The following is a 19,547-nucleotide window of genomic DNA, read 5'->3' on the forward strand; positions in this document are numbered from 1 at the left end:
TAGATAAAAGAAAGGAGACCAAGATGTCCTGGACATTTGACAACAAAAAAACCATCTATTTACAGATTATGGAGAAAATCAAGCTTCAGATTGTTTCCCATACACTGGAACCCAATCAACAACTTCCAACCGTGCGAGAGTTAGCTAGCGAGGCCGGTGTCAATCCCAACACCATCCAAAGAGCCTTGTCAGACCTCGAACGAGAAGGATTTGTCTACAGTAAGCGCACAACTGGACGATTTGTGACTGAGGATAAGGAGCTAATCGCCCAATCGCGCAAACAATTATCAGAAGAAGAATTGGAACACTTTGTTTCCTCCATGACCCATTTTGGCTATGAAAAAGAAGAACTACCAGGCGTAGTCGGCGATTATATTAAAGGAGTTTAAGCCTATGTCATTACTAGCATTTGAAAATGTATCCAAATCTTATGGAGCAACACCAGCCCTCGAAAATGTTTCCCTTGACATCCCAGCTGGAAAAATTGTTGGTCTCCTCGGCCCAAATGGTTCAGGAAAAACAACCCTGATTAAACTAATCAATGGCCTCTTACAACCAGATCAAGGACGCGTCCTTATCAACGACATGGACCCAAGCCCAGCAACCAAGGCTATCGTAGCTTATTTGCCGGATACGACCTATCTCAATGAACAAATGAAGGTCAAAGAAGCCCTAACCTACTTCAAGACCTTCTATAAAGATTTCAATCTGGAACGCGCCCATCATCTACTTACAGACCTAGGAATTGATGAAAATAGTCGTCTCAAGAAACTATCAAAAGGAAACAAAGAAAAAGTCCAACTGATTTTGGTTATGAGCCGTGATGCTCGCCTCTACGTTTTGGATGAACCCATTGGTGGGGTGGACCCAGCAGCTCGTGATTATATCCTCAATACCATTATCAATAACTACTCACCAACTTCTACCGTTTTGATTTCTACCCACTTGATTTCTGATATCGAGCCAATCTTGGATGAAATTGTCTTCCTTAAGGATGGAAAAGTCGTTCGTCAAGGAAATGTAGATGATATTCGCTATGAGTCAGGTGAATCCATTGACCAACTCTTCCGTCAGGAATTTAAGGCCTAAACAAAGGAGATTATTTATGTTTTGGAATTTAGTTCGCTATGAATTTAAAAATGTTAACAAGTGGTATTTAGCCCTCTACGCTGCCGTGCTAGTCCTTTCTACCCTTATCGGGATACAAGCACAGACCTATAACAATCTACCTGTCAAAGAAAGTCAACCTACTATGCTACTTTTTCTAGCCCTCGTCTTTGGTGGCTTAATGATTACACTTGGGATTTCAACTCTTTTCTTAATCATTAAACGCTTTAAAGGTAGTGTCTATGACCGACAAGGCTATCTGACTTTGACCTTGCCAGTTTCTGAGCACTATATCATCACAGCCAAATTAGTCGGAGCCTTCATCTGGTCTATACTTAGTTCGGCTATACTGGCTCTAAGTGCTTTTGTTATTTTGACCTTAACAGCTCCAAATTGGTTTGCAACTTCTGACTTGATTCCACTTGCAGGAACATACCTTCCTCAACTCTCTCTTATGGGGGTATCCTTCCTACTAAATACCATTTCAGAAATCCTCTGCATCTACTTAGCCATTTCCATTGGACAACTTTTCAACGAATACTGTACTGCACTTGCTGTTGTAGCCTACATTGGTATCAAAATCGTCATTGGATTTATTGAACTTTTCTTCAATACCAGTGCTAACTTCTATGTCAATTCACTTGTAGGACTTAATGACCATTTCTATATGGGAGCAAGTATAAGTATTGTTGAAGAACTCATATTCATAGCTATCTTTTACCTCGGAACCTACTATATTTTGAGAAACAAGGTTAATTTGCAATAGTTTTAAAGTCTAGCGACAATAACTCGCTAGACTTTTTCGTTCTCAGGACTTACATTTTTATATGAAGTATTTAATAAAAAGGAGTATAATGACTTTAAAACTAATTACATGTATATCGATAGGGAGGTCAACTCTTTATGCTGAGAAGATTTGTTACTAAGAAGCACCTCGTACTTTACTTCTTTTCTATTGCCATTACTTGGCTGGAAGCGATTATCACGCCAGCCCTTGTTCAGAATATTGTTGCTAGTTTTACCAATCAAGAACTAGGCCTTCTTTGGAAAGTTTTGATTTTGGGAATCCTTGGAAACCTCATCCTCTTACTAGGCTTAGCTGGAAAACGCTATTACTACGCTCGTTTGATTACTGACTTCAAATATGGAATCAAGAGTGCTATTTTCAAGCGATTTTTAAACAGTTATGAGATTGATGAAAAGGATATTTTGTCTGACCTAGAAAACGACGTCAAGCAACTAGAAGAAAACTATATTGAGCCAACGGTCATCATCATTTCTTCTCTTGGCTTCACAACTGTGTCCATTCTCTATGCCCTATGGACCAATTTTTACTTGGGCTTGATTTTCATCCTCTTCTACTCCTTTCCTGTCCTCTGCAGTGCTATCGGATCAAAGCGTTTGGATTCACTTTCTGAAAAGCGGTCCACTGTTAACCAGAGCTACTTAGCAAGCTTGACAAATTTTATTGGTGGTAGCCAACAAATTCGCCATTATCAGGGGCAAGACTACTTTTTTGCTCGCTATCAAAAGCAATTACAAACCAGTCTAGATACCGAAATTAACTATGAAAAACAACGCACTTTAAACAGTCTCTTGATCAATAGCATCGATGCCTTTTGTTCTGTCACACCAATCGTCATCGGTGGCTTTATGACCTACTATAATTATTTAGATGCGGCGAGTTTTGTGGCCATCTATCTAGTTTCCCATAATATTGGCTATCAATTCCAAGAGTTGGCTTATTTTACCAATACCCGAAAAGCAACTCGAACTCTTCTCAACAAATACCAAAAACTTTTGGACCAGTCTGACTCCATCTCGCCTAGAAGCATAGGAAATATTTTCCCTATCCAACTTGACACCATCTCCCTTGAAAAAGATGGAAATAGCCTCTTATCTCCGATTTCCATACACATCAAGCAAGGAGAAAAAATCGCCATTATCGGGGAAAGTGGCTCTGGTAAAACAACCCTGCTCAATATCATTCATGGAGAAGAGACACCAACAAGTGGACAGATTAGCTTTGCTGGCCAGAACCTGTCACGTCAAGAAATCACAAGCTTTAGTTCCTATATCCTCCAAGATAGCCATTACTTTGACACGCTCTCTCTGGAAGACAATATCCTTCTAGGACTGGATAAAAATCCAGAGACTTTAAATCATATCCTCAAAAAAACAGGATTAGAACATTTGAAAAATCGAACGCTCAGCAATGATAGTCTGTCTGGTGGCGAGAAACAACGCTTAGAAATCGCTCGCGCCCTCTACCATGATAGCCAACTCATCTTAGCAGATGAGATTAAGGCCAATCTTGACTCGGAAAATAGCAGAAAAATTAGCGACTTGCTCTTCTCCCTACCTCAAACGGTTATTGAAGTCATTCACCACTACACAGAAGAAGACTTAAACCACTACGATCAAGTCATTCACCTACGAAAAGGAAAGTAATAGTCTATAACATACGATTTTAAAAAGCAAGGAACTCAAATTCCTTGCTTTTTATACTCAATGAAAACCAAAGAGCAAACTAGAAAACTAGCCGCAGGCTGCTCAAAACACTGTTTTGAGGTTGTGGATAAGACTGACGAAGTCAGCTCAAAATACTGTTTTGAGGTTGCAGATGGAAGTTGACGCGGTTTGAAGAGATTTTCGAAGAGTATTAACTCAATAAAGTTATACTTTCCCTTACTCACTGTCACATGATTGAAGAGTGATAACTTCTGTTGGAAAATCGACTAAATCATCATCATGACTAATCAAAATCACTAACTTTTCTTTTGCTAATAAGTCTGACAGGATTTGCACGACTTTTTTCTTGTTTTGTGAATCTAAAAAATTACTTGGCTCATCAAAAATATAAACATCTTTCTCCACCGCTACTGCTTCTTGCAACTGCAACAATTTTAGTTGTCCCATGGATGCACCTTGACTCAATTCATTTTTATAAAATCGACTCGCAATAGGTTCTGCAGGGCAGTATGAAAAATTCGAATTCTTTCTATAATTAGGTAAGTAAATCTCACCATGATAATTCATGCTGTAACCTACTATCGCTAAAATCAGTCGCGTCTTACCAACACCATTTTCTCCAACAATACGATAAATATGGCCTTTTTCTAAACGAGTTGTTAGTGGCTCATGCAGTTCTTCACCATCTCTCCCCAAGCTAACATACTTTTCTAATACTATCTCTAAAATTGGAATAGACTCATACGAAATCTGAACAGGTTCCAAAAAATTGATAAAATTTTCGATAATTTTCTTACTTCCCGAGTACTCCTTATAAACATCAAGGAAGTATTCAATAGGCGTCCAAAATTGTGAAATATATAGTTGGATAGCCATTAGGTCACCAATCGTAATCCAACCTTTATAAGTCTGATAACCTGATATAATCGTCGTCATCATAATCATAAAATTCAAAAATGCATAGGAAAGAAAATTTTCAAATAAAGAAGTCATTCTCACTTCCTTATTTTTACATGAAATATATTTTTTCACCAAGGGAGAGAAATCAATCAAGCTAGAATGAGCTGAAAATCGCATACTAGGCATGAGTTTATAGCTATCCACTAGATAATCGCGTATATCCTTCATACAATTCACTGTATCGGAACCAAGCTTAGATAGTCGTCCACTATATTTCCGCGAAATAAAGATAAATACAGGTATCAAAATACCTATCATCACAGCAATAGTAGGAGAAATACTCCATAAAATCCCTATAATCACAAGTGCTCGTATCAAGTACAGGAGAAGAGCAACAGGATATTCGTTAAAAAATCGTTTTAACAGCTCATAGGTCTGCCCTAATTCTTGTGTAATGGTAGCTTCAGACAATTCTGTCTCTACCATATCATAGAGCTGGATATTTTCAGCAGTTTTTTGGCAAATATTCTGCCAAACATGCGATTCTGATTCTCCTTGAAGCACATCACAAAAATAATATAAAACTTGAATAAACAGAGAAATTCCTACATAAAGCACCCCGTAAACAATCATAGCATGAACTTTCTGAGATAGAATATGGTCAATAAATAACTTACTAATATAAGGAATAGCTACAGTTAGTATAGTAACAAGGGTATTCAAAATAAAGCTTTTTAGAAATAGCACTTTATTGTTATAGGATAACAATCTTTTCATCTGCATGCCTCCATAGTTAAATTTTTATCAACATATATTTTATGAACAGATATATGTTGGATAGTCCCTTCAACATCCTCCTTTGTCAATAATCCTAATTCATCTAAAAATACAATCTTGTGAAACCACTCTAAATAGTCAAACTGACAATCGCGTTCCATCTTCCCATTATTTACAAATGTATTAAATGGGCAACCTCCATAACAAAATTCATAATAAGCACAATCTTTATAAGGGCACATGCTTCCCAGACCTGTTAATTCATTAGTAACTTGACCAATACTTCCCAACTGATAGTTTTCATTCCCTACTAATGAATAACATTTATATAAGTTACCGTTGGCATGAATTGTAAGAGAATCTTGATTTTTGAACATACAGTACCCTCCTATTTTTAAATCATGATAATACGGTATATTTTCCTTTGATAAAAGCAGCAATAAATCTAGACAAATCTTCTTTTTAGTTTCACTATCAATATATAGAATTGAATCGTTAGGTACAGCTACAAAATCAAAATAAAGATTAAAATTTTCAAATTCTGTATACTTTTTTAAATCTAAAAATAATTTCTGGATAGATATATAATTTCTTTTAAATATGTTAACTCTAGCCTGAATGGATAAATTTTTATACTTTTCCAACATAACTGACAAGTTATTTATGATTCTATGATAAGTTCCTTTCCCTAATCGATTGCATCTTTCTAGGTTATGATAGTGCTCATCACCATCAAAAGAAACTTGAATAGCGAAATTATGACAGTCAAGAAAAGACATTATTTTATTTGTGAATATCATTCCATTTGTAATCAAAGTATACGAAATAGGAATAGCTAGTTTCTCATCTAAAGTTTCACATAAATTTCGTATAAACTGAAAGTTATATAATGGTTCACCACCAGTAAAACAGATATCCAGAGATTTATACTTCTTAAAATTGAGTTCATCTAATATAAAATTCACAATCTTTTTACCGTCATATTCACTACTTAAGAACGGTTTCCTATCCTTATCATTCTCAAAACAATAAGAGCAAGTCAAGTTACACGACATAGTTGTAACTATATATAGTGATAATTCATCTCCCTCTACTATTCGTTTAGAGTGAATAAAGGGCACTTGTTTATCAATCTCACTTATCAAGTAAGGAAATTCTTTTAAAGATAACTTTTCTTGAATAGTTCCTCATCAATCTCACAAATAGATCCTGTCTATAAATTTTTTAAATAGACTACATCATCTGTAGAAAAAGAATAAATTGTTTCCATAACTTATCTCCCACTCTAAAAAGGCTGAGGGAATCCCCCTCAGCCTCATCATTATAATAGTAAAGTGATAAATTATCGCTTTTACATAAGCAACTCAAGGCAATCTAACGATAACGCCCTGGGCATTTATCTGGATGCTGCTGTACTGAGGCTAGGTGACCTTTTTTAACAACTTTGATAACATCAGTCAAATTAAGCATCGCTTTCCCTCCTTTTTAAAAGAGACTGGGCAAAAACTCAATTTGAGGAGAAAATAAAGCAAATTTTCTAACAATAAAACACATAATATCAAGGATTTTTAACACCTGATACTATGCATTCTCTAATTTAAAAGACTTTTTGCCCAGTCTCTATAGAAAAGAAAAATCTCATATACTGTTAAGTAAAAATTATTTTGTATCCGTTTTCTCTGATTTCATTGTATATCTTCTCATGTAGATTGTCAAGTATTTTTTTGAAAAATTTTTAAAATTTCGAAATTTCGAAATTTTGCCGTTAATTTTTTAACTCAATATCAAACTGGCTACGATAGGGCTGACAAAGACATAGAGAATACCAGTAACACCGATAGCCAAGCCACCCATGGCTCCTGCTACAGAGCCGTATCGGAAGGCTGTTCCTGTTCCAACTGCGTGGCCTGTTCCTCCAAGGGAAAGACCAATAGCTACTGGATCATCTATTTTCAACCACTTCAAAAGTGTTGGGCCAATCACACTGGTTAAAATCCCAGTTGCGACTACAACGACCAAGGTCACGGTCGTCAGACCTTGCAATTTTTCTGTAATTCCTACTGCCATGGCGGTTGTTACTGACTTAGGAAAGAGAGAAATGGCTAGGAAAAAGTCCATTCCAAAGATTTTGGCTACAAGGGCGGTGAAAGAGGTGTTGACAACTACTGCTAACAGACTACCTAAGAGAATACTCCGAGCATGGTGCTTCATCAAATGAAAACTCTTGTAAAGCGGAATCCCCAAAGCCACTGTTGACGGGACAATCAAGTTGTTCAGATAAACTCCACCTTGGTAGTAATCTTGGTAAGAAATACCTGTTACCTTTAGAAAGATGATAATGAAAACAGCTGACAAAAGCAAGGGCGTTGTCAAAGGATGGGGAAAACGTCTATAAATCAGCATTCCTACTAAATAAGCTAGGATAGACAGGGCCAGCCCAAACAGGGGATTGGAAACAAATTCACTCATTTGGCATCTCCTTTCTCATAATCTCCCTCAAATCGTCTCTTGATAAACTGAACTACCAAGGCTATGAGGATAATATTGATGACTGCTGCAAAAAAGACAATCAAAACAATGGGCAAAAGATAGGGAGCAATCACATCAAACTTCTCCATGATTCCCACTGCTGGCGGCAAAAAGAGAATGGTCATATTGGCCAGCAAGAAATTCCCCACCATGTTGACATGCCTAGTTCTCAGCCACTTGAATTGTAGGGCTAGAAAGAGAATAATCAAACCGATAATACTGCCTGGAATGGGCAAATGAAAGAAACTGGAAATCCCCTCTCCGATTAGAGAAATCACAAAGAGAATCATTAATTGAACATATAATTTCATTCTAAACTCCACGAAATAGACTTCTTGCATACCAGTTTACTCTTTTTTCAGAAAATTTCAAGGAAATGCACAAGAGTCATTAAAAATTAGAGAGGAAAGGGGATACAAACAATTCTTGACTTGTGAAAACAGTGTAATTTAGGATAAGAGATGCCAGCGTCTTTCTTGCCAGCATTCTTGAAAAGTAGTATAATTATTGCATGCGCAATCATCTTGTGATGCAGAGACTGTCCGTGAATGGACATTCTTCTATGTATAACTCTAAGAAGAAAGGAGATACTATGACCTATTTGGAAAAATGGTTTGACTTCAATCGTCGTCAGAAAGAAATTGAAAGTCTCTTGGAAGAGATAATTGCTCAGCAGAGCGAGCAAAGTCTGACCTTGAAAGAATTCTACCTGCTCTACTATCTGGACTTGGCTCAAGAAAAATCTCTACGCCAGATTGACCTGCCAGATAAGCTTCATCTGAGCCCGAGCGCTGTTTCTCGGATGGTGGCTCGCTTGGAAGCTAAAAATTGCGGTCTGCTTAGTCGCAGGTGTTGCCATCAAGATCGACGCTCTAGCTTTATCTGCCTGACGAGTGATGGGCAAAAGACACTGGCCACTCTACAAAAGGCTGTTGAAGAGAGCCTGGAAACTGGTTTGGATTTCTTGATTTAAGATGATTTTAGAAAAAAGTTGCGTGCGCAATCATTTTTCTTGACATTCTCTTTTACAAGGAGTAAAATAAAGTCATCATTAAATAAAGGAGTTTGAAACATGATTGAAATTACCTATCTAGATGCCAGCAAGAATGAAAGAACTGTGACTTTCGAGTCTTATGAAGATTTTGATCGTTCACAACAAGCTTGCCTTATCGGCATCGCAGACTACTACCCTGTCCAAAAATTAACCTACAACGGTCATGATTTGGACTACCATGGGACTTATGGAGATATCTTCTTCTATCTCAAGAAACAAGATTTAAGCCAATATAACTAAAAAAGGAGAAATACAATGGCAAAAGCAATTACAGATGCAACATTCGAACAAGAAACAAAAGACGGTTTGGTCTTAGTAGACTTCTGGGCAACTTGGTGTGGTCCATGTCGTATGCAAGGTCCAATCTTGGATAAATTGTCTGAAGAACTTTCAGAAGATGTTTTGAAAATTGTTAAAATGGACGTTGATGAAAATCCAAACACAGCTCGTGCTTTTGGAATCATGTCTATCCCAACCCTTCTCTTCAAAAAAGACGGCCAAGTAGTAAAACAAGTTGCTGGTGTTCACACAGCAGAACAAATCAAGGCCATTGTTGCTGAATTGAGCTAATCAAACGAGAGACCAAGTACTTTCTTTGGTCTCTTTTTTCTTGTCCTTTGCCATTTTTCAAAAAATATGCTAGACTGTAAGTAGAATATTACGATGTTTGGGACACGCCATCGCTAAAAAAAACCTTGACTTGGTATTTTTTAGCTCCCTCATGGGAGCTTTTTGCGTGCTCTGAACATTTCCCATTTTGGAAGGAGTACTATGAAACGTCAATCAGCCTTGGTCGTCTTTAGTGGCGGTCAAGATTCTACAACCTGCCTCTTTTGGGCTAAAGAACACTATGAAACGGTCGAAGCCATTACCTTTGCCTACGGCCAACGCCATCATCTCGAAATTCAAGTTGCTAGAGAAATCGCCAAGGAACAGGGGATTCGTCATCATATCCTAGATATGTCTCTGCTGGGGCAAATCACTGAAAATGCCTTGACTTCTGATCTGGAGATTGAGCAAAAAGAGGGAGAGGTTCCCAATACCTTCGTTGATGGTCGCAACCACCTCTTTCTGTCCTTTGCGGCAGTCCTTGCTAAGCAACGAGGCATGAAAGATATCGTGACAGGTGTCTGCGAGACAGACTTCTCAGGCTACCCCGATTGTCGAGATGTCTTTGTCAAATCCCTTAATGTTACCCTCAACCTGGCCATGGATTACGACTTTGTTATCCAAACACCTCTCATGTGGCTAGACAAGGCTGAAACTTGGGAATTAGCCGACCAACTCGGTGCCTTTGACTATGTTCGTGAAAAGACCTTAACCTGCTACAACGGGATTATCGGAAGTGGCTGTGGAGATTGCCCAGCCTGCCACCTACGTCAACATGGTCTAGATGTTTATCTCTCACAGAAAGGAGAGGACTAATGTTTTTTGCACCCAAAGAAATCAAACAGGAAACTGGGGAGTCTCTTGTCTACAATCCTCACAGAACCTTGGTATCAAAAGAGTTTACCTTCGATGCTGCCCACCACCTCTTTCACTATGAGGGAAAATGCAAATCCCTTCATGGCCACACCTATCGTCTGCAGATTGCTGTCAGTGGATTTTTAGATGAACGTGGCATGGCCTACGATTTCGGAGACATCAAAGCAATCTACAAGAACTACTTAGAGCCCCACTTGGATCATCGCTATCTAAACGAAACTCTTCCCTATATGAACACGACTGCTGAAAATATGGTTTACTGGATTTTCCAAACCATGAACCAAGAGTTGCCAGACGAGCGCGGTCTCCGTTTGGAATACGTTCGCCTCTATGAGACTCCGACTGCCTTTGCAGAGTTTAGACGGGAGTGGTTAGATGACTAGGGAACGTGTCCTTAAACTACCAGTTTTGGAAATTTTTGGCCCAACCTTTCAAGGCGAAGGCCGTGCAATCGGGCAGAAAACCATGTTTGTCCGCACTGCTGGTTGCGACTACCACTGCGACTGGTGCGATTCTGCCTTTACTTGGGATGGTTCTGAAAAACCAACTCGTATGACAGCTGACGAAGTCATTGCTGCCTTGGATAAATTGGGGAGCTACGACTATGTAACCCTATCTGGGGGAAATCCTGCTATCCTAGCAGCCAACATGGCTGAACTCGTCAAAAAGCTCAAAGAACGTGGTGTCACTCTGGCTGTCGAGACTCAAGGTTCTCGCTGGCAAAATTGGTTAAAAGATATTGACCAAGTCACCCTGAGTCCCAAACCGCCTTCATCCAAGATGGAAGTCAATTTTGAGACCTTGGACTTTATCGTCTCCCAACTTGATCCAGACAAGGTCACCTTTAAAATCCCTGTCTTTGACGATGCAGATTTGGCCTTTGCTAAAGGAATACAAGAACGCTACCAACCAGATGTCCTTTTCTTATCGGCTGGAAATCCTGAGCCCAAGGCTAGAGGCAATATTGTCCAAGACCAACTGGACCGCCTCAAAGAACTCTGGGAACGCGTCGCTACTGACGATAGCTGGGGCAATGTCCGCGTCCTTCCTCAACTCCATACCCTCCTCTACGACAACCAACGTGGGGTTTAAGATTAGAAAGAAAAAATCATGTCAAAACAAGAAGAAATGAAAAACCTAAGCCTACTAGGCAACAAAGAAACCAACTACATTTTCGAATATCAACCAGAAGCCCTCGAATCCTTTGATAATCGTCATGTAGAAAATGACTATTTTATCAAATTTAACTGTCCTGAATTTACCTCACTTTGCCCAATCACTGCTCAGCCAGACTTTGCAACTATCTATATTTCCTACATCCCTGACAAGCTCTGTGTTGAGTCAAAATCCCTCAAACTCTACCTCTTTAGTTACCGAAATCATGGGGATTTTCACGAAAACTGTATCAACACTATCGGGAAAGACTTGGTCAACTTGCTAGACCCTCGCTATTTAGAGGTTTGGGGAAAATTCACTCCACGCGGCGGCATCTCAATCGACCCCTACTACAACTACGGTAAGCCAGGAACTAAGTATGAAGGATTGGCAGAACAACGCCTCTTTCAACACGACCTCTATCCAGAGAAAATTGACAATCGTTAAACTCTTCGAAAATCTCTTCAAACCGCGTCAACGTCGCCTTGCCGTATGTATAGTTACTGACTTCGTCAGTTTCATCTACAACCTCAAAACCATGTTTTGAGCTGACTTCGTCAGTTTCATCTACAGCTTCAAAACAGTGCTTTAAGCAACCTGCGGTTAGTTTCTTAGTTTGCTCTTTGATTTTCATTGAGTATAAACAGATACGAAAAAGCCCTGTTCCTCAAAATGAGGAGCAAGGCTTTTTGAGTTTCAATTATTCTTCTGTCCCAAGGAAGTTTTTCGCAACAAGGGCTGCAAGAACTCCACCAACGATTGGGGCAAGGATGAAAATCCAAACTTGTTGAAGGGCTGCGCCACCTACCAAGACAGCTGGTGCCAAGCTACGAGCTGGGTTTACTGAAAGTCCAGTAATGTTCAACCCCACAAGAATCATCGCCATCAAGGACAAACCAATTACCAAACCAGCAATCGCGCCATTTCCCTTGCTTTCTGAAGTCACGGTCATGATAACCAAGACAAACAAGAAAGTTGCGATGACTTCAAACAAGAAACCACCAAAGACAGTGACACCGTTTGCCAAGGCATTTTCACCAAGACTAGCAGTTAACATACCTGAGTTAGCCAAGAGGAAGAAGACAGAAGCAGATGCTAAGAAAGCTCCAACTACTTGTCCAAGGATATAGTTTACAAGCTCTGAAGATGACAAACGTTTGTTTACAAACATAGCGATCGAAACAGCTGGGTTCAAGTGAGCACCTGAAACAGTTCCGATTGAGTAAGCTGCAACCACGATGGCCAAACCAAAGGCAAAGGCAATTCCAAGGTGTCCAAGACCTTCAAGACCATTTCCAAAAACAACAGCTCCTGTTCCGATGAACACAAGCATGAACGTACCGATTAACTCAGCAACAAATTTTTTCATTTTCTTTCTCCTTTTTTCAAAAACTAGATACTAGTCTATCAAAAGAGGGAAAGGGTTTCAAGAAAATTGATTGGAAATTTTCAGGATAGAATTCTATAAAAACGGTAGCATTTATTTGAAACATTTTTTCTAAAGTTATATAATGTCAATATAGTTCTAATTAGTTATTCATTCCCTAATTTGAACTAATTTTACAACTTTGCTGTTCTTTTATGAACGTTTGAATGGTATCGTGGATACCGAGGAGGAATCATATGTCTAAAGTTGCTATTGTCACAGGTGCAGGTCAAGGAATCGGTTTTGCAATCGCAAAACGATTGGTTCAAGATGGCTTTAAGGTAGGAGTCTTAGACTACAATCCTGAAACAGCTGAAAAGGCTGTTGCCGAATTATCAGCTGAAAATGCCTTCGCTGTCGTGGCCGATGTTTCGAAACAGGCCGAAGTTGCACAAGCATTTCAAAAAGTTGTTGACCATTTTGGTGATTTGAATGTTGTCGTAAATAACGCTGGTGTTGCTCCAACTACTCCTCTTGATACAATTACTGAGGAACAATTTACACGCACTTTCGGTATCAACGTTGGTGGTGTCATTTGGGGTTCACAAGCTGCACAAGCGCAATTTAAAGCACTTGGCCACGGAGGTAAAATTATCAACGCAACCTCTCAAGCTGGTGTAGTCGGTAACCCAAATCTAACTGTTTATGGTGGAACCAAATTTGCTGTTCGAGGAATTACGCAAACATTAGCACGTGATTTAGCAGACTCAGGCATCACTGTTAACGCCTACGCACCAGGTATTGTGAAAACACCAATGATGTATGACATCGCTCATGAAGTTGGTAAAAATGCAGGAAAAGATGACGAGTGGGGTATGCAGACATTTGCAAAAGATATTACCCTAAAACGTCTATCTGAACCAGAAGATGTGGCTGCAGCCGTCAGCTTCCTTGCAGGACCAGATTCAAACTACATTACAGGACAAACCATTATCGTTGATGGTGGTATGCAATTCCATTAAGATACACAAAAAGAGGTTGGAAAATGATTCAACCTCTTTTATTAGTTTTCATTATAGGAGGATACAATAGAAACTCTTTCAATAAGTAATATTAGCTTATCCCTAGTATTGAAAAGACTGGATAGATTCTTTCAAGTCATCTTGTAAACTATTTCTCTGGTCAAGTTGGACATAGACTTCCAACAGACAGGATCTGAAGTTGGAAAATTTATAAAAATCTTCCCTTTCTTCTATCGGAAAGTCAACAGTTTTTATCCAAGAAGCTACTTGTTCTTGCGCTAACTTCCCTTTTAAAATCGGTTCATAAAGTACTCTGGCTAAACGCCAATCCTCATCATCTGTAAAACGAATCGAAATTCTTTTAAATAGTTGGCCAAGTATATCAAATACTTCATGAACTCTGTTTTTAGGAAAGTCTGGATGACAAACCACCTTTGTCAGTAAATCGGCTCCATGTGCAAAAGCATGAACCCAACCATACTGACTTGAAAAACCTGTCGTGTCCTTTTCTTTTGAAAGATAGTGCAAACCTTGATTTAAAAGAACATTACGAATTTCTGCTTTTAATCCCTGATAAAAAATCGATTGCTGGTTGGCATCTGCAGATAAGAGATTTGCATAAATAAGCGCCCTAAAAGAACGTTCAAGGGTTGGCAGACCTACCTTATCAATTTCTTTATCTAGTCCTCCATCAGATGAAACCCCTTCAGCAATGAAATGAAATTGCTCCTGTGTAAATAGTTCTTCCTGAATCCCTCTAGCAAAGCTTGTAAAAACAAGATCATCGCGAATTCCTGGAGAAGGATCTCCCAAATGATCAAGCAACCACTGGATTTCTTCCTCATGATAACTTGGTTTTTCTTCTGCTATTTTTCTAAGTAACTTTTGATACATGGTCAATACCTCTATATTTCTAGCAGCTGTTCAAAAAACCAGCCTTAAATGACTTAATATTGAATTCTCAATTAAACACAATCTGATATACAATGAAGTAAATAACTATCAATATCAACTCTAGAGCAAGTTTAAATTTAACATCACGACCTTCAACGGCGTGTTTGAAAATAGCTACAGCTAAAACAAATAGAATGACGCTTAACAAGCTCATAAACATCATTCTAGAACAAGCTCTCTATTCCCCTACTCTCCCAACTGGGCACTGTAGGCGATAATCTGGTCAACTGTGTCAGACAAGAATTGGATTGTATCACGGAGTGGTTTATCTGTTGAAATATCAGCACCAATAATCATAGCTGACTCAAGTGGTGTCTTGCTACCACCTGATTTGAGAAGTTTGAGCCAGTCTTCAGCTCCAGTTTCTGAATTTTTTAGATGAAGGTAACCAGCAGTCGAAATCACAAGTCCAGCTGAGTAGGTGTAACTATACAAGCCCATGTAATAGTGAGCTTGACGCATCCAAGTCAAAGCCGCATCATCATCGATTTCAATGGCATCTCCCCAGAAATCGGTCAAAACTTCCTTCATAATGCTGTTGAGTTTGCTTGCTCCGAAAGTTTCTCCTTCTTCAATCAATGTATACACCTTGCGCTGGAAGGCTGCTTCCAAAAGGTGAGTGATAAAGTTATGAAAGTAGGTGTCTGTCAAGCGGTGAGCCAGAGCGAAGCGTTTTTGACGTGGGTCGTCAGACTGGTGCTCTAAGTAGTCACTGAGGAGCAATTCATTGAAGGTTGACGGTGCTTCGACATAGTAGGTCGACATGTGGGCATTAAAGTAGCTTTGGTGGTTGTCAGAAAAGATAAATTGACCAGAATGCCCGATTTCATGAATCAAAGTATAGACATCGCTCAAACGACCTGTCCAGCTCATGAGGACATATGGGTGCACGCGATATGGATCCGCCGCATATCCACCAGAATCCTTGCCACTGTTAGCAGCAAAGTCCACCCAGCGCTCTTCTTGATAGCGAGCAACTTCCTGACAATATTCTTGCCCCAAAGGTTCTACCGACTTCATGACCAAATCATAGGCATCGTCAATAGTCACTTGAGGATTGAGGGCGCTATCCAAGTCCAATTTCCAGTCTGCAAAGGTCATCTTTTCAAGACCATTGACCTTGGCAACATGCTTGAGGTATCTCTGAGCAACTGGCGCAAAATCCTTCATGATGAGGTCAATCTGGCGGTCAAACATGGCACGGTCCACTTCTTGCTCAGCTAGAAGATAATCAAAAACTGATTCGTAGCCCTTCATATCTGCCAAGAGTTTCTCCGACTTAACCTGAGCTAGATAGGCTGCTGCAGCCGTATTTTGGTGCTTACGAAGTCCCTCTGAGAAGGAACGGAAAGATTTCTCACGAACCTCAGCATCCTCATGATTTTGGTAGAAATTCTCATAAGTCACAAAGCTGTTTTTGTAGGTCTTGCCATGGGCTTCAAAGTCAGCCATTTCGAAATCCCCAGCTCGCATCTTAGTGTAAATATCCTGCGGACTGTAGAAAACTTCACCAAGATTGGTCAAGGCTTTTTCCACATCAGCCCCTAGATAGTGGGCTTTTTTGATTTTGGCCTGACGAATGGCAGCTGTTAAATGTGGCAATTTACCCAAACGGTCTAAGACTTCCTCTTCTGCTGCTACCAAGGCATCGTCAAAGAAGGTCAGAGCCACACTGGCATCTGTTTCAAATTCCATCCCAGCTTGGGCGATATTAGCAAATTCGTCATTGCTATAATCTGTCGTCTGAGGCATAAAACCATAGTTTCCAATATGGCTCATCTGAATGTAGATTTGTTCCAATTCTGCAAAGGCCTTTTCAAAATCCTCAAAAGTATGAAGATTGCCCTTGTAGTCACGGCTAAATTGGTTGATGTCTTCGCGAGCTTTCTCGATTGCACGCAAGAAATCCTCACGGTCTTGGTATAGGGCTGTTAAATCCCAAAGTTCCTTCTCTGGAAATTCTGAACGGTGTTTTTGTTCCATTTTCTTCCTCTTATTTCTCTAATTCTAATAAAACACTAAGGGCTGATAAGGCGTAAAGCGGTGCTGTTTCTGCTCGCAAAATACGAGGACCAAGTCCTGCTAAGACTGATCCCTTAGCTTCAAAACTCTCAATTTCTGCAGGTGACAAGCCACCTTCTGGTCCAAATATAAAGAGCAATTTGGCTCCTTTTTCAAGGCCACTAACTGCTTGTAAAAGCGCAGCGCTTTCTCCTTCTTTGGCCGACTCTTCATAAGCCACTACGACGCGGTCAAACTGGTCCAGTTGGGCTAGAAAGTCTGCTTTCTTCTCAAAAAGCTGAATACTTGGGACAACATTACGCTTGCTTTGTTCTGCTGCTCCAAGGGCAATTTTTTCTAGTTTTTCAACCTTTTTACCCAATTTCTTGCCATCCCACTTGGCTACCGACCAATCGGCAGGAAAGGCCCAAATCTGGCTGGCACCCAGTTCGGTTACTTTTTGAGTGATAAACTCCAGCTTGTCCCCCTTGGGAAATCCATATGCGATGGTCACTTGGACTGGTAGTTCCACATTGTCAGCTAGTTCTTCTACCAACTCAAACTGACGAGCTTCCACATCCAGCACGCGCGCCAAACGTTTTATGCCATCATCAAAGACCAAGGTCACTTCATCATCTTCTTTCAGGCGCATAACCTGAAACATATGCTTGCTGGTTTCCTTGTCATCAATGGTGACAGGAGAGATAGCACTGCCTTTTACAAAATACTGCTGCATGCTAGCCTCCAATCACCCCTGAAATATCCTTGGTCTTCTTAAAGACACAGGCATTCCATTCCCCTTGAATCATGTGGGTTTCAAGGAAAAATCCAGCTGACTCAGCTGACTCGCGCACCATGTCCCACTTGTCCTTGATAATGCCACTCATGATGAGGTAGCCTTCGTCCTTGACCAAGCGATAGGCATCCTCTGTTAGATGAATGAGAATATCCGCCAAGATATTAGCCACGATGACATCTGCCTCAATCTCAACACCCTTGAGCAAATCTCCTGGTGCCACATGGATGTTTTCCATGCCAGGATTGAGCTCAATATTTTCCTGAGCGACACGAACTGCTACATCATCCAGATCATAGGCGAAAATTTCCTTGGCACCAAGAAGCGAGCTGGCAATAGCAAGGACTCCTGAACCAGTCCCCACATCCAGCACTGTCTCGCCACCACGAAGAACCTGTTCCAAGGCAAAAAGGCTCATCTTAGTTGTTGGATGCGTCCCTGTCCCGAAAGCCATGCCAGGATCCAGCTTGATAATCTTTTCTCCCGCAGTCGCCTCATAGTCCGTCCAAGACGGCACGATGGTCAAATCATGAGTGATGCGAGCTGGTTCATAGTATTTCTTCCAATTGTCCGCCCAGTCTTCCTCAGCCAAGGCTGTCGTCCCCATCTTGACCTCACCCAAATCCATAAAATCTGTCAATTCTGCTAAGCGAGCCTGTAAGTCCGCCTCAACCTCTGCAACATCCACCGTTTCAGGGTAGTAGGCGGTCACTACGATTTCTTCTTGCTGCTCCACCTCTGGGAAAATCTCACCGAAGCGGTCAACATTTCCCACATAGTCCATGCTGTCTTCAATCGCAACGCCTTGCGCTCCCAGCTCGATCAAGAGATTGGAAACCAACTCCTCTCCCTCACGCTTAACTGTAACTTTTAACTCTTGCCATGTTTCCATATTTAAGATACCAAGCCCGTAAAACACAAATCCAAAATAGGAAATTCTCTGAAGACGCTTGTGTCTAAGAGAAGTTTATCTTTTTGGCACAGTGTTTAGGGCGGGTTCAGTTTAGAAATGTAACCGAACCATCCTTTCTATTTGTCAATCAATTTTTTCATGTAAACCATATCCATACCTTCTTTTTCAGGCTCGATATGAGTTTGATGGTAGCCGTTCTTCTCATAGAAAGCAACCATACCTTCATCCTGTAATACCGTACACAAATTCCACTGTCTAACGGTTGGAAATTCCTCTTCTAGCAAGCGCAATCCCTCAGAGCCATAACCTTTTCCTTGATACTGGGGCAAAATCGCTGCCGTTCCTAACCAAGCTTTCGTTAACTCGTCATTGGTCTGAATTCGAAGAAATCCGATTTTATCTTCGTTTTCTTTCACAAAGTAGTAATAGCTATTAGGACGCTCGACTAGTTTCCACTTGATTCGTTCGCGATCCTCCAGATAGGGATCATATTCATCTTGGTATTTGTCATAGACAGCCTTAAAGCTAGCTCTTTGAATCGCAATGATGGTCTCCAAACCCTCTGTTCCTGCTCGTTCAAGTCTTATCATAAACTGTCCTCCAAATAATCCCTCAATCTACCCTGCAACTGCGGAACTACTTGACTGGATGTCAAAAACTCCTCAACATTCATCAGCTGATAGCCCTGTCCTTCATCGCCAAAGACGATACTATCAAACTGTTCCGGCCTTAACTTGCCAACTAGAAAGACGGATTCCTTCCCCGCAAAAAGCATACTTGGATAAACCTTGCTCCAGAGCAGGCAATCCTCAGTCAGATGAATGCCCAGTTCTTCATAAACTTCACGCGCCACGCACTTGAAAGGAGTTTCATCACCCTCTCGTCCACCACCTGGTAGTTCCCACATATTGGACCAGGGAATACTTGCCTTATCATCGCGTAAGATAGTCAAGAGCTTATCCCCACAAAACAAAGCAATCTTACAGCCTGTGAAATCAGAAATCTCTATTTCCATA

The 19,547-nt window shown here is 40.3% G+C and carries 25 protein-coding genes; 13 read left to right on the forward strand and 12 right to left on the reverse strand.

Annotated elements, in window-relative coordinates; all coding sequences use genetic code 11:
* Positions 1-23: 23 nt before the first annotated feature.
* From SMIDD28_RS08980 to SMIDD28_RS12450, 5 genes are all read left to right on the forward strand, one after another.
* Positions 24-389 (forward strand): GntR family transcriptional regulator, encoded by a 366-nt coding sequence (locus SMIDD28_RS08980; RefSeq protein ID WP_061425668.1) that lies wholly within the window; start codon positions 24-26, stop codon positions 387-389.
* A 4-nt stretch (positions 390-393) separates the two neighbouring features.
* The gene (locus SMIDD28_RS08985) at positions 394-1,089 is read left to right on the forward strand and encodes an ABC transporter ATP-binding protein (RefSeq protein ID WP_061425669.1); all 696 of its coding nucleotides are present in this window, start codon (positions 394-396) and stop codon (positions 1,087-1,089) included.
* 16 nt (positions 1,090-1,105) lie between these two features.
* Positions 1,106-1,873 (forward strand): hypothetical protein, encoded by a 768-nt coding sequence (locus SMIDD28_RS08990; protein ID WP_061425670.1) that lies wholly within the window; start codon positions 1,106-1,108, stop codon positions 1,871-1,873.
* Between the two features lie 137 nt (positions 1,874-2,010).
* Positions 2,011-3,558, forward strand: coding sequence for a streptosactin export ABC transporter GggC (locus SMIDD28_RS08995; protein ID WP_061425671.1), 1,548 nt, complete (start codon positions 2,011-2,013; stop codon positions 3,556-3,558).
* A 60-nt stretch (positions 3,559-3,618) separates the two neighbouring features.
* Positions 3,619-3,741, forward strand: coding sequence for a hypothetical protein (locus SMIDD28_RS12450; RefSeq protein WP_269139760.1), 123 nt, complete (start codon positions 3,619-3,621; stop codon positions 3,739-3,741).
* A 54-nt stretch (positions 3,742-3,795) separates the two neighbouring features.
* Here SMIDD28_RS12450 and SMIDD28_RS09000 read toward each other — a convergent pair whose 3' ends face one another.
* The 4 genes from SMIDD28_RS09000 to SMIDD28_RS09015 all read right to left on the reverse strand — a co-directional run bounded on the left by SMIDD28_RS09000 (position 3,796) and on the right by SMIDD28_RS09015 (position 8,096).
* Entirely contained in the window at positions 3,796-5,256 is a 1,461-nt protein-coding gene (locus SMIDD28_RS09000) for an ABC transporter ATP-binding protein (protein WP_061425672.1), read from the reverse strand.
* On the reverse strand, positions 5,253-6,401 hold the full coding sequence (locus SMIDD28_RS09005) for a radical SAM/SPASM domain-containing protein (RefSeq protein ID WP_231075180.1): 1,149 nt from the start codon (positions 6,399-6,401) through the stop codon (positions 5,253-5,255). The genes SMIDD28_RS09000 and SMIDD28_RS09005 overlap by 4 nt, the downstream gene beginning before the upstream one ends.
* A gap of 628 nt (positions 6,402-7,029) precedes the next feature.
* Positions 7,030-7,725 carry an LrgB family protein gene (locus SMIDD28_RS09010; protein WP_061425673.1) on the reverse strand — a complete coding sequence of 232 codons (696 nt, stop codon included), beginning with the start codon at positions 7,723-7,725 and terminating at the stop codon, positions 7,030-7,032.
* Positions 7,722-8,096 carry a CidA/LrgA family protein gene (locus SMIDD28_RS09015; RefSeq protein ID WP_000781325.1) on the reverse strand — a complete coding sequence of 125 codons (375 nt, stop codon included), beginning with the start codon at positions 8,094-8,096 and terminating at the stop codon, positions 7,722-7,724. Before SMIDD28_RS09015 ends, SMIDD28_RS09010 begins: the two co-directional genes overlap by 4 nt.
* Before the next feature lie 281 nt (positions 8,097-8,377).
* Between SMIDD28_RS09015 and SMIDD28_RS09020 the strand changes: the two genes are divergently transcribed.
* The 7 genes from SMIDD28_RS09020 (at position 8,378) to queF (ending at position 11,926) form a co-directional block, all read left to right on the forward strand.
* A complete protein-coding gene (locus SMIDD28_RS09020; protein WP_061425674.1) occupies positions 8,378-8,758 on the forward strand; it encodes a MarR family winged helix-turn-helix transcriptional regulator in 381 nt (126 codons plus the stop codon).
* Between the two features lie 99 nt (positions 8,759-8,857).
* Positions 8,858-9,079, forward strand: coding sequence for a DUF4649 family protein (locus SMIDD28_RS09025; protein ID WP_061425675.1), 222 nt, complete (start codon positions 8,858-8,860; stop codon positions 9,077-9,079).
* A 15-nt stretch (positions 9,080-9,094) separates the two neighbouring features.
* Positions 9,095-9,409: a thioredoxin gene (gene trxA / locus SMIDD28_RS09030; RefSeq protein ID WP_001029581.1), complete on the forward strand. Its 315-nt coding sequence runs from the start codon at positions 9,095-9,097 to the stop codon at positions 9,407-9,409.
* A 201-nt stretch (positions 9,410-9,610) separates the two neighbouring features.
* Positions 9,611-10,264 carry a 7-cyano-7-deazaguanine synthase QueC gene (gene queC, locus SMIDD28_RS09035; RefSeq protein WP_061425676.1) on the forward strand — a complete coding sequence of 218 codons (654 nt, stop codon included), beginning with the start codon at positions 9,611-9,613 and terminating at the stop codon, positions 10,262-10,264.
* Positions 10,264-10,707, forward strand: coding sequence for a 6-carboxytetrahydropterin synthase QueD (gene queD / locus SMIDD28_RS09040; RefSeq protein ID WP_061425677.1), 444 nt, complete (start codon positions 10,264-10,266; stop codon positions 10,705-10,707). Before queC ends, queD begins: the two co-directional genes overlap by 1 nt.
* On the forward strand, positions 10,700-11,416 hold the full coding sequence (queE, locus tag SMIDD28_RS09045; RefSeq protein ID WP_061425678.1) for a 7-carboxy-7-deazaguanine synthase QueE: 717 nt from the start codon (positions 10,700-10,702) through the stop codon (positions 11,414-11,416). The genes queD and queE overlap by 8 nt, the downstream gene beginning before the upstream one ends.
* Positions 11,417-11,434: 18 nt before the next feature.
* Complete coding sequence (gene queF / locus SMIDD28_RS09050) at positions 11,435-11,926, forward strand: preQ(1) synthase (protein ID WP_061425679.1); 492 nt, start codon at positions 11,435-11,437, stop codon at positions 11,924-11,926.
* Here the strand turns inward: queF and SMIDD28_RS12325 are convergent.
* Positions 11,853-12,113, reverse strand: coding sequence for a hypothetical protein (locus SMIDD28_RS12325; protein ID WP_081103278.1), 261 nt, complete (start codon positions 12,111-12,113; stop codon positions 11,853-11,855). The two genes, queF and SMIDD28_RS12325, sit on opposite strands and share 74 nt — an antisense overlap.
* Before the next feature lie 66 nt (positions 12,114-12,179).
* Positions 12,180-12,848: an MIP/aquaporin family protein gene (locus SMIDD28_RS09055; protein WP_061425680.1), complete on the reverse strand. Its 669-nt coding sequence runs from the start codon at positions 12,846-12,848 to the stop codon at positions 12,180-12,182.
* A 254-nt stretch (positions 12,849-13,102) separates the two neighbouring features.
* Between SMIDD28_RS09055 and SMIDD28_RS09060 the strand changes: the two genes are divergently transcribed.
* On the forward strand, positions 13,103-13,867 hold the full coding sequence (locus SMIDD28_RS09060; protein ID WP_000048147.1) for a (S)-acetoin forming diacetyl reductase: 765 nt from the start codon (positions 13,103-13,105) through the stop codon (positions 13,865-13,867).
* A gap of 102 nt (positions 13,868-13,969) precedes the next feature.
* On the opposite strand, the gene SMIDD28_RS09065 is transcribed toward SMIDD28_RS09060, so the two are convergent.
* From SMIDD28_RS09065 to SMIDD28_RS09090, 6 genes are all read right to left on the reverse strand, one after another.
* Complete coding sequence (locus SMIDD28_RS09065) at positions 13,970-14,761, reverse strand: DUF2785 domain-containing protein (protein ID WP_061425681.1); 792 nt, start codon at positions 14,759-14,761, stop codon at positions 13,970-13,972.
* A gap of 246 nt (positions 14,762-15,007) precedes the next feature.
* Positions 15,008-16,804 (reverse strand): oligoendopeptidase F, encoded by a 1,797-nt coding sequence (gene pepF, locus SMIDD28_RS09070; RefSeq protein WP_061425682.1) that lies wholly within the window; start codon positions 16,802-16,804, stop codon positions 15,008-15,010.
* Positions 16,805-16,814: 10 nt separating this feature from the next.
* Positions 16,815-17,558: a 16S rRNA (uracil(1498)-N(3))-methyltransferase gene (locus SMIDD28_RS09075; RefSeq protein WP_061425683.1), complete on the reverse strand. Its 744-nt coding sequence runs from the start codon at positions 17,556-17,558 to the stop codon at positions 16,815-16,817.
* Between the two features lies 1 nt (position 17,559).
* Positions 17,560-18,510: a 50S ribosomal protein L11 methyltransferase gene (gene prmA / locus SMIDD28_RS09080; protein ID WP_061425684.1), complete on the reverse strand. Its 951-nt coding sequence runs from the start codon at positions 18,508-18,510 to the stop codon at positions 17,560-17,562.
* Between the two features lie 137 nt (positions 18,511-18,647).
* Entirely contained in the window at positions 18,648-19,121 is a 474-nt protein-coding gene (locus SMIDD28_RS09085) for a GNAT family N-acetyltransferase (protein WP_061425685.1), read from the reverse strand.
* Complete coding sequence (locus tag SMIDD28_RS09090) at positions 19,118-19,546, reverse strand: NUDIX hydrolase (protein WP_061425686.1); 429 nt, start codon at positions 19,544-19,546, stop codon at positions 19,118-19,120. Before SMIDD28_RS09090 ends, SMIDD28_RS09085 begins: the two co-directional genes overlap by 4 nt.
* Between the last annotated feature and the right edge of the window lies 1 nt (position 19,547).

The organism is Streptococcus mitis, from assembly GCF_001579045.1.
GTDB lineage: Bacteria > Bacillota > Bacilli > Lactobacillales > Streptococcaceae > Streptococcus > Streptococcus mitis_D.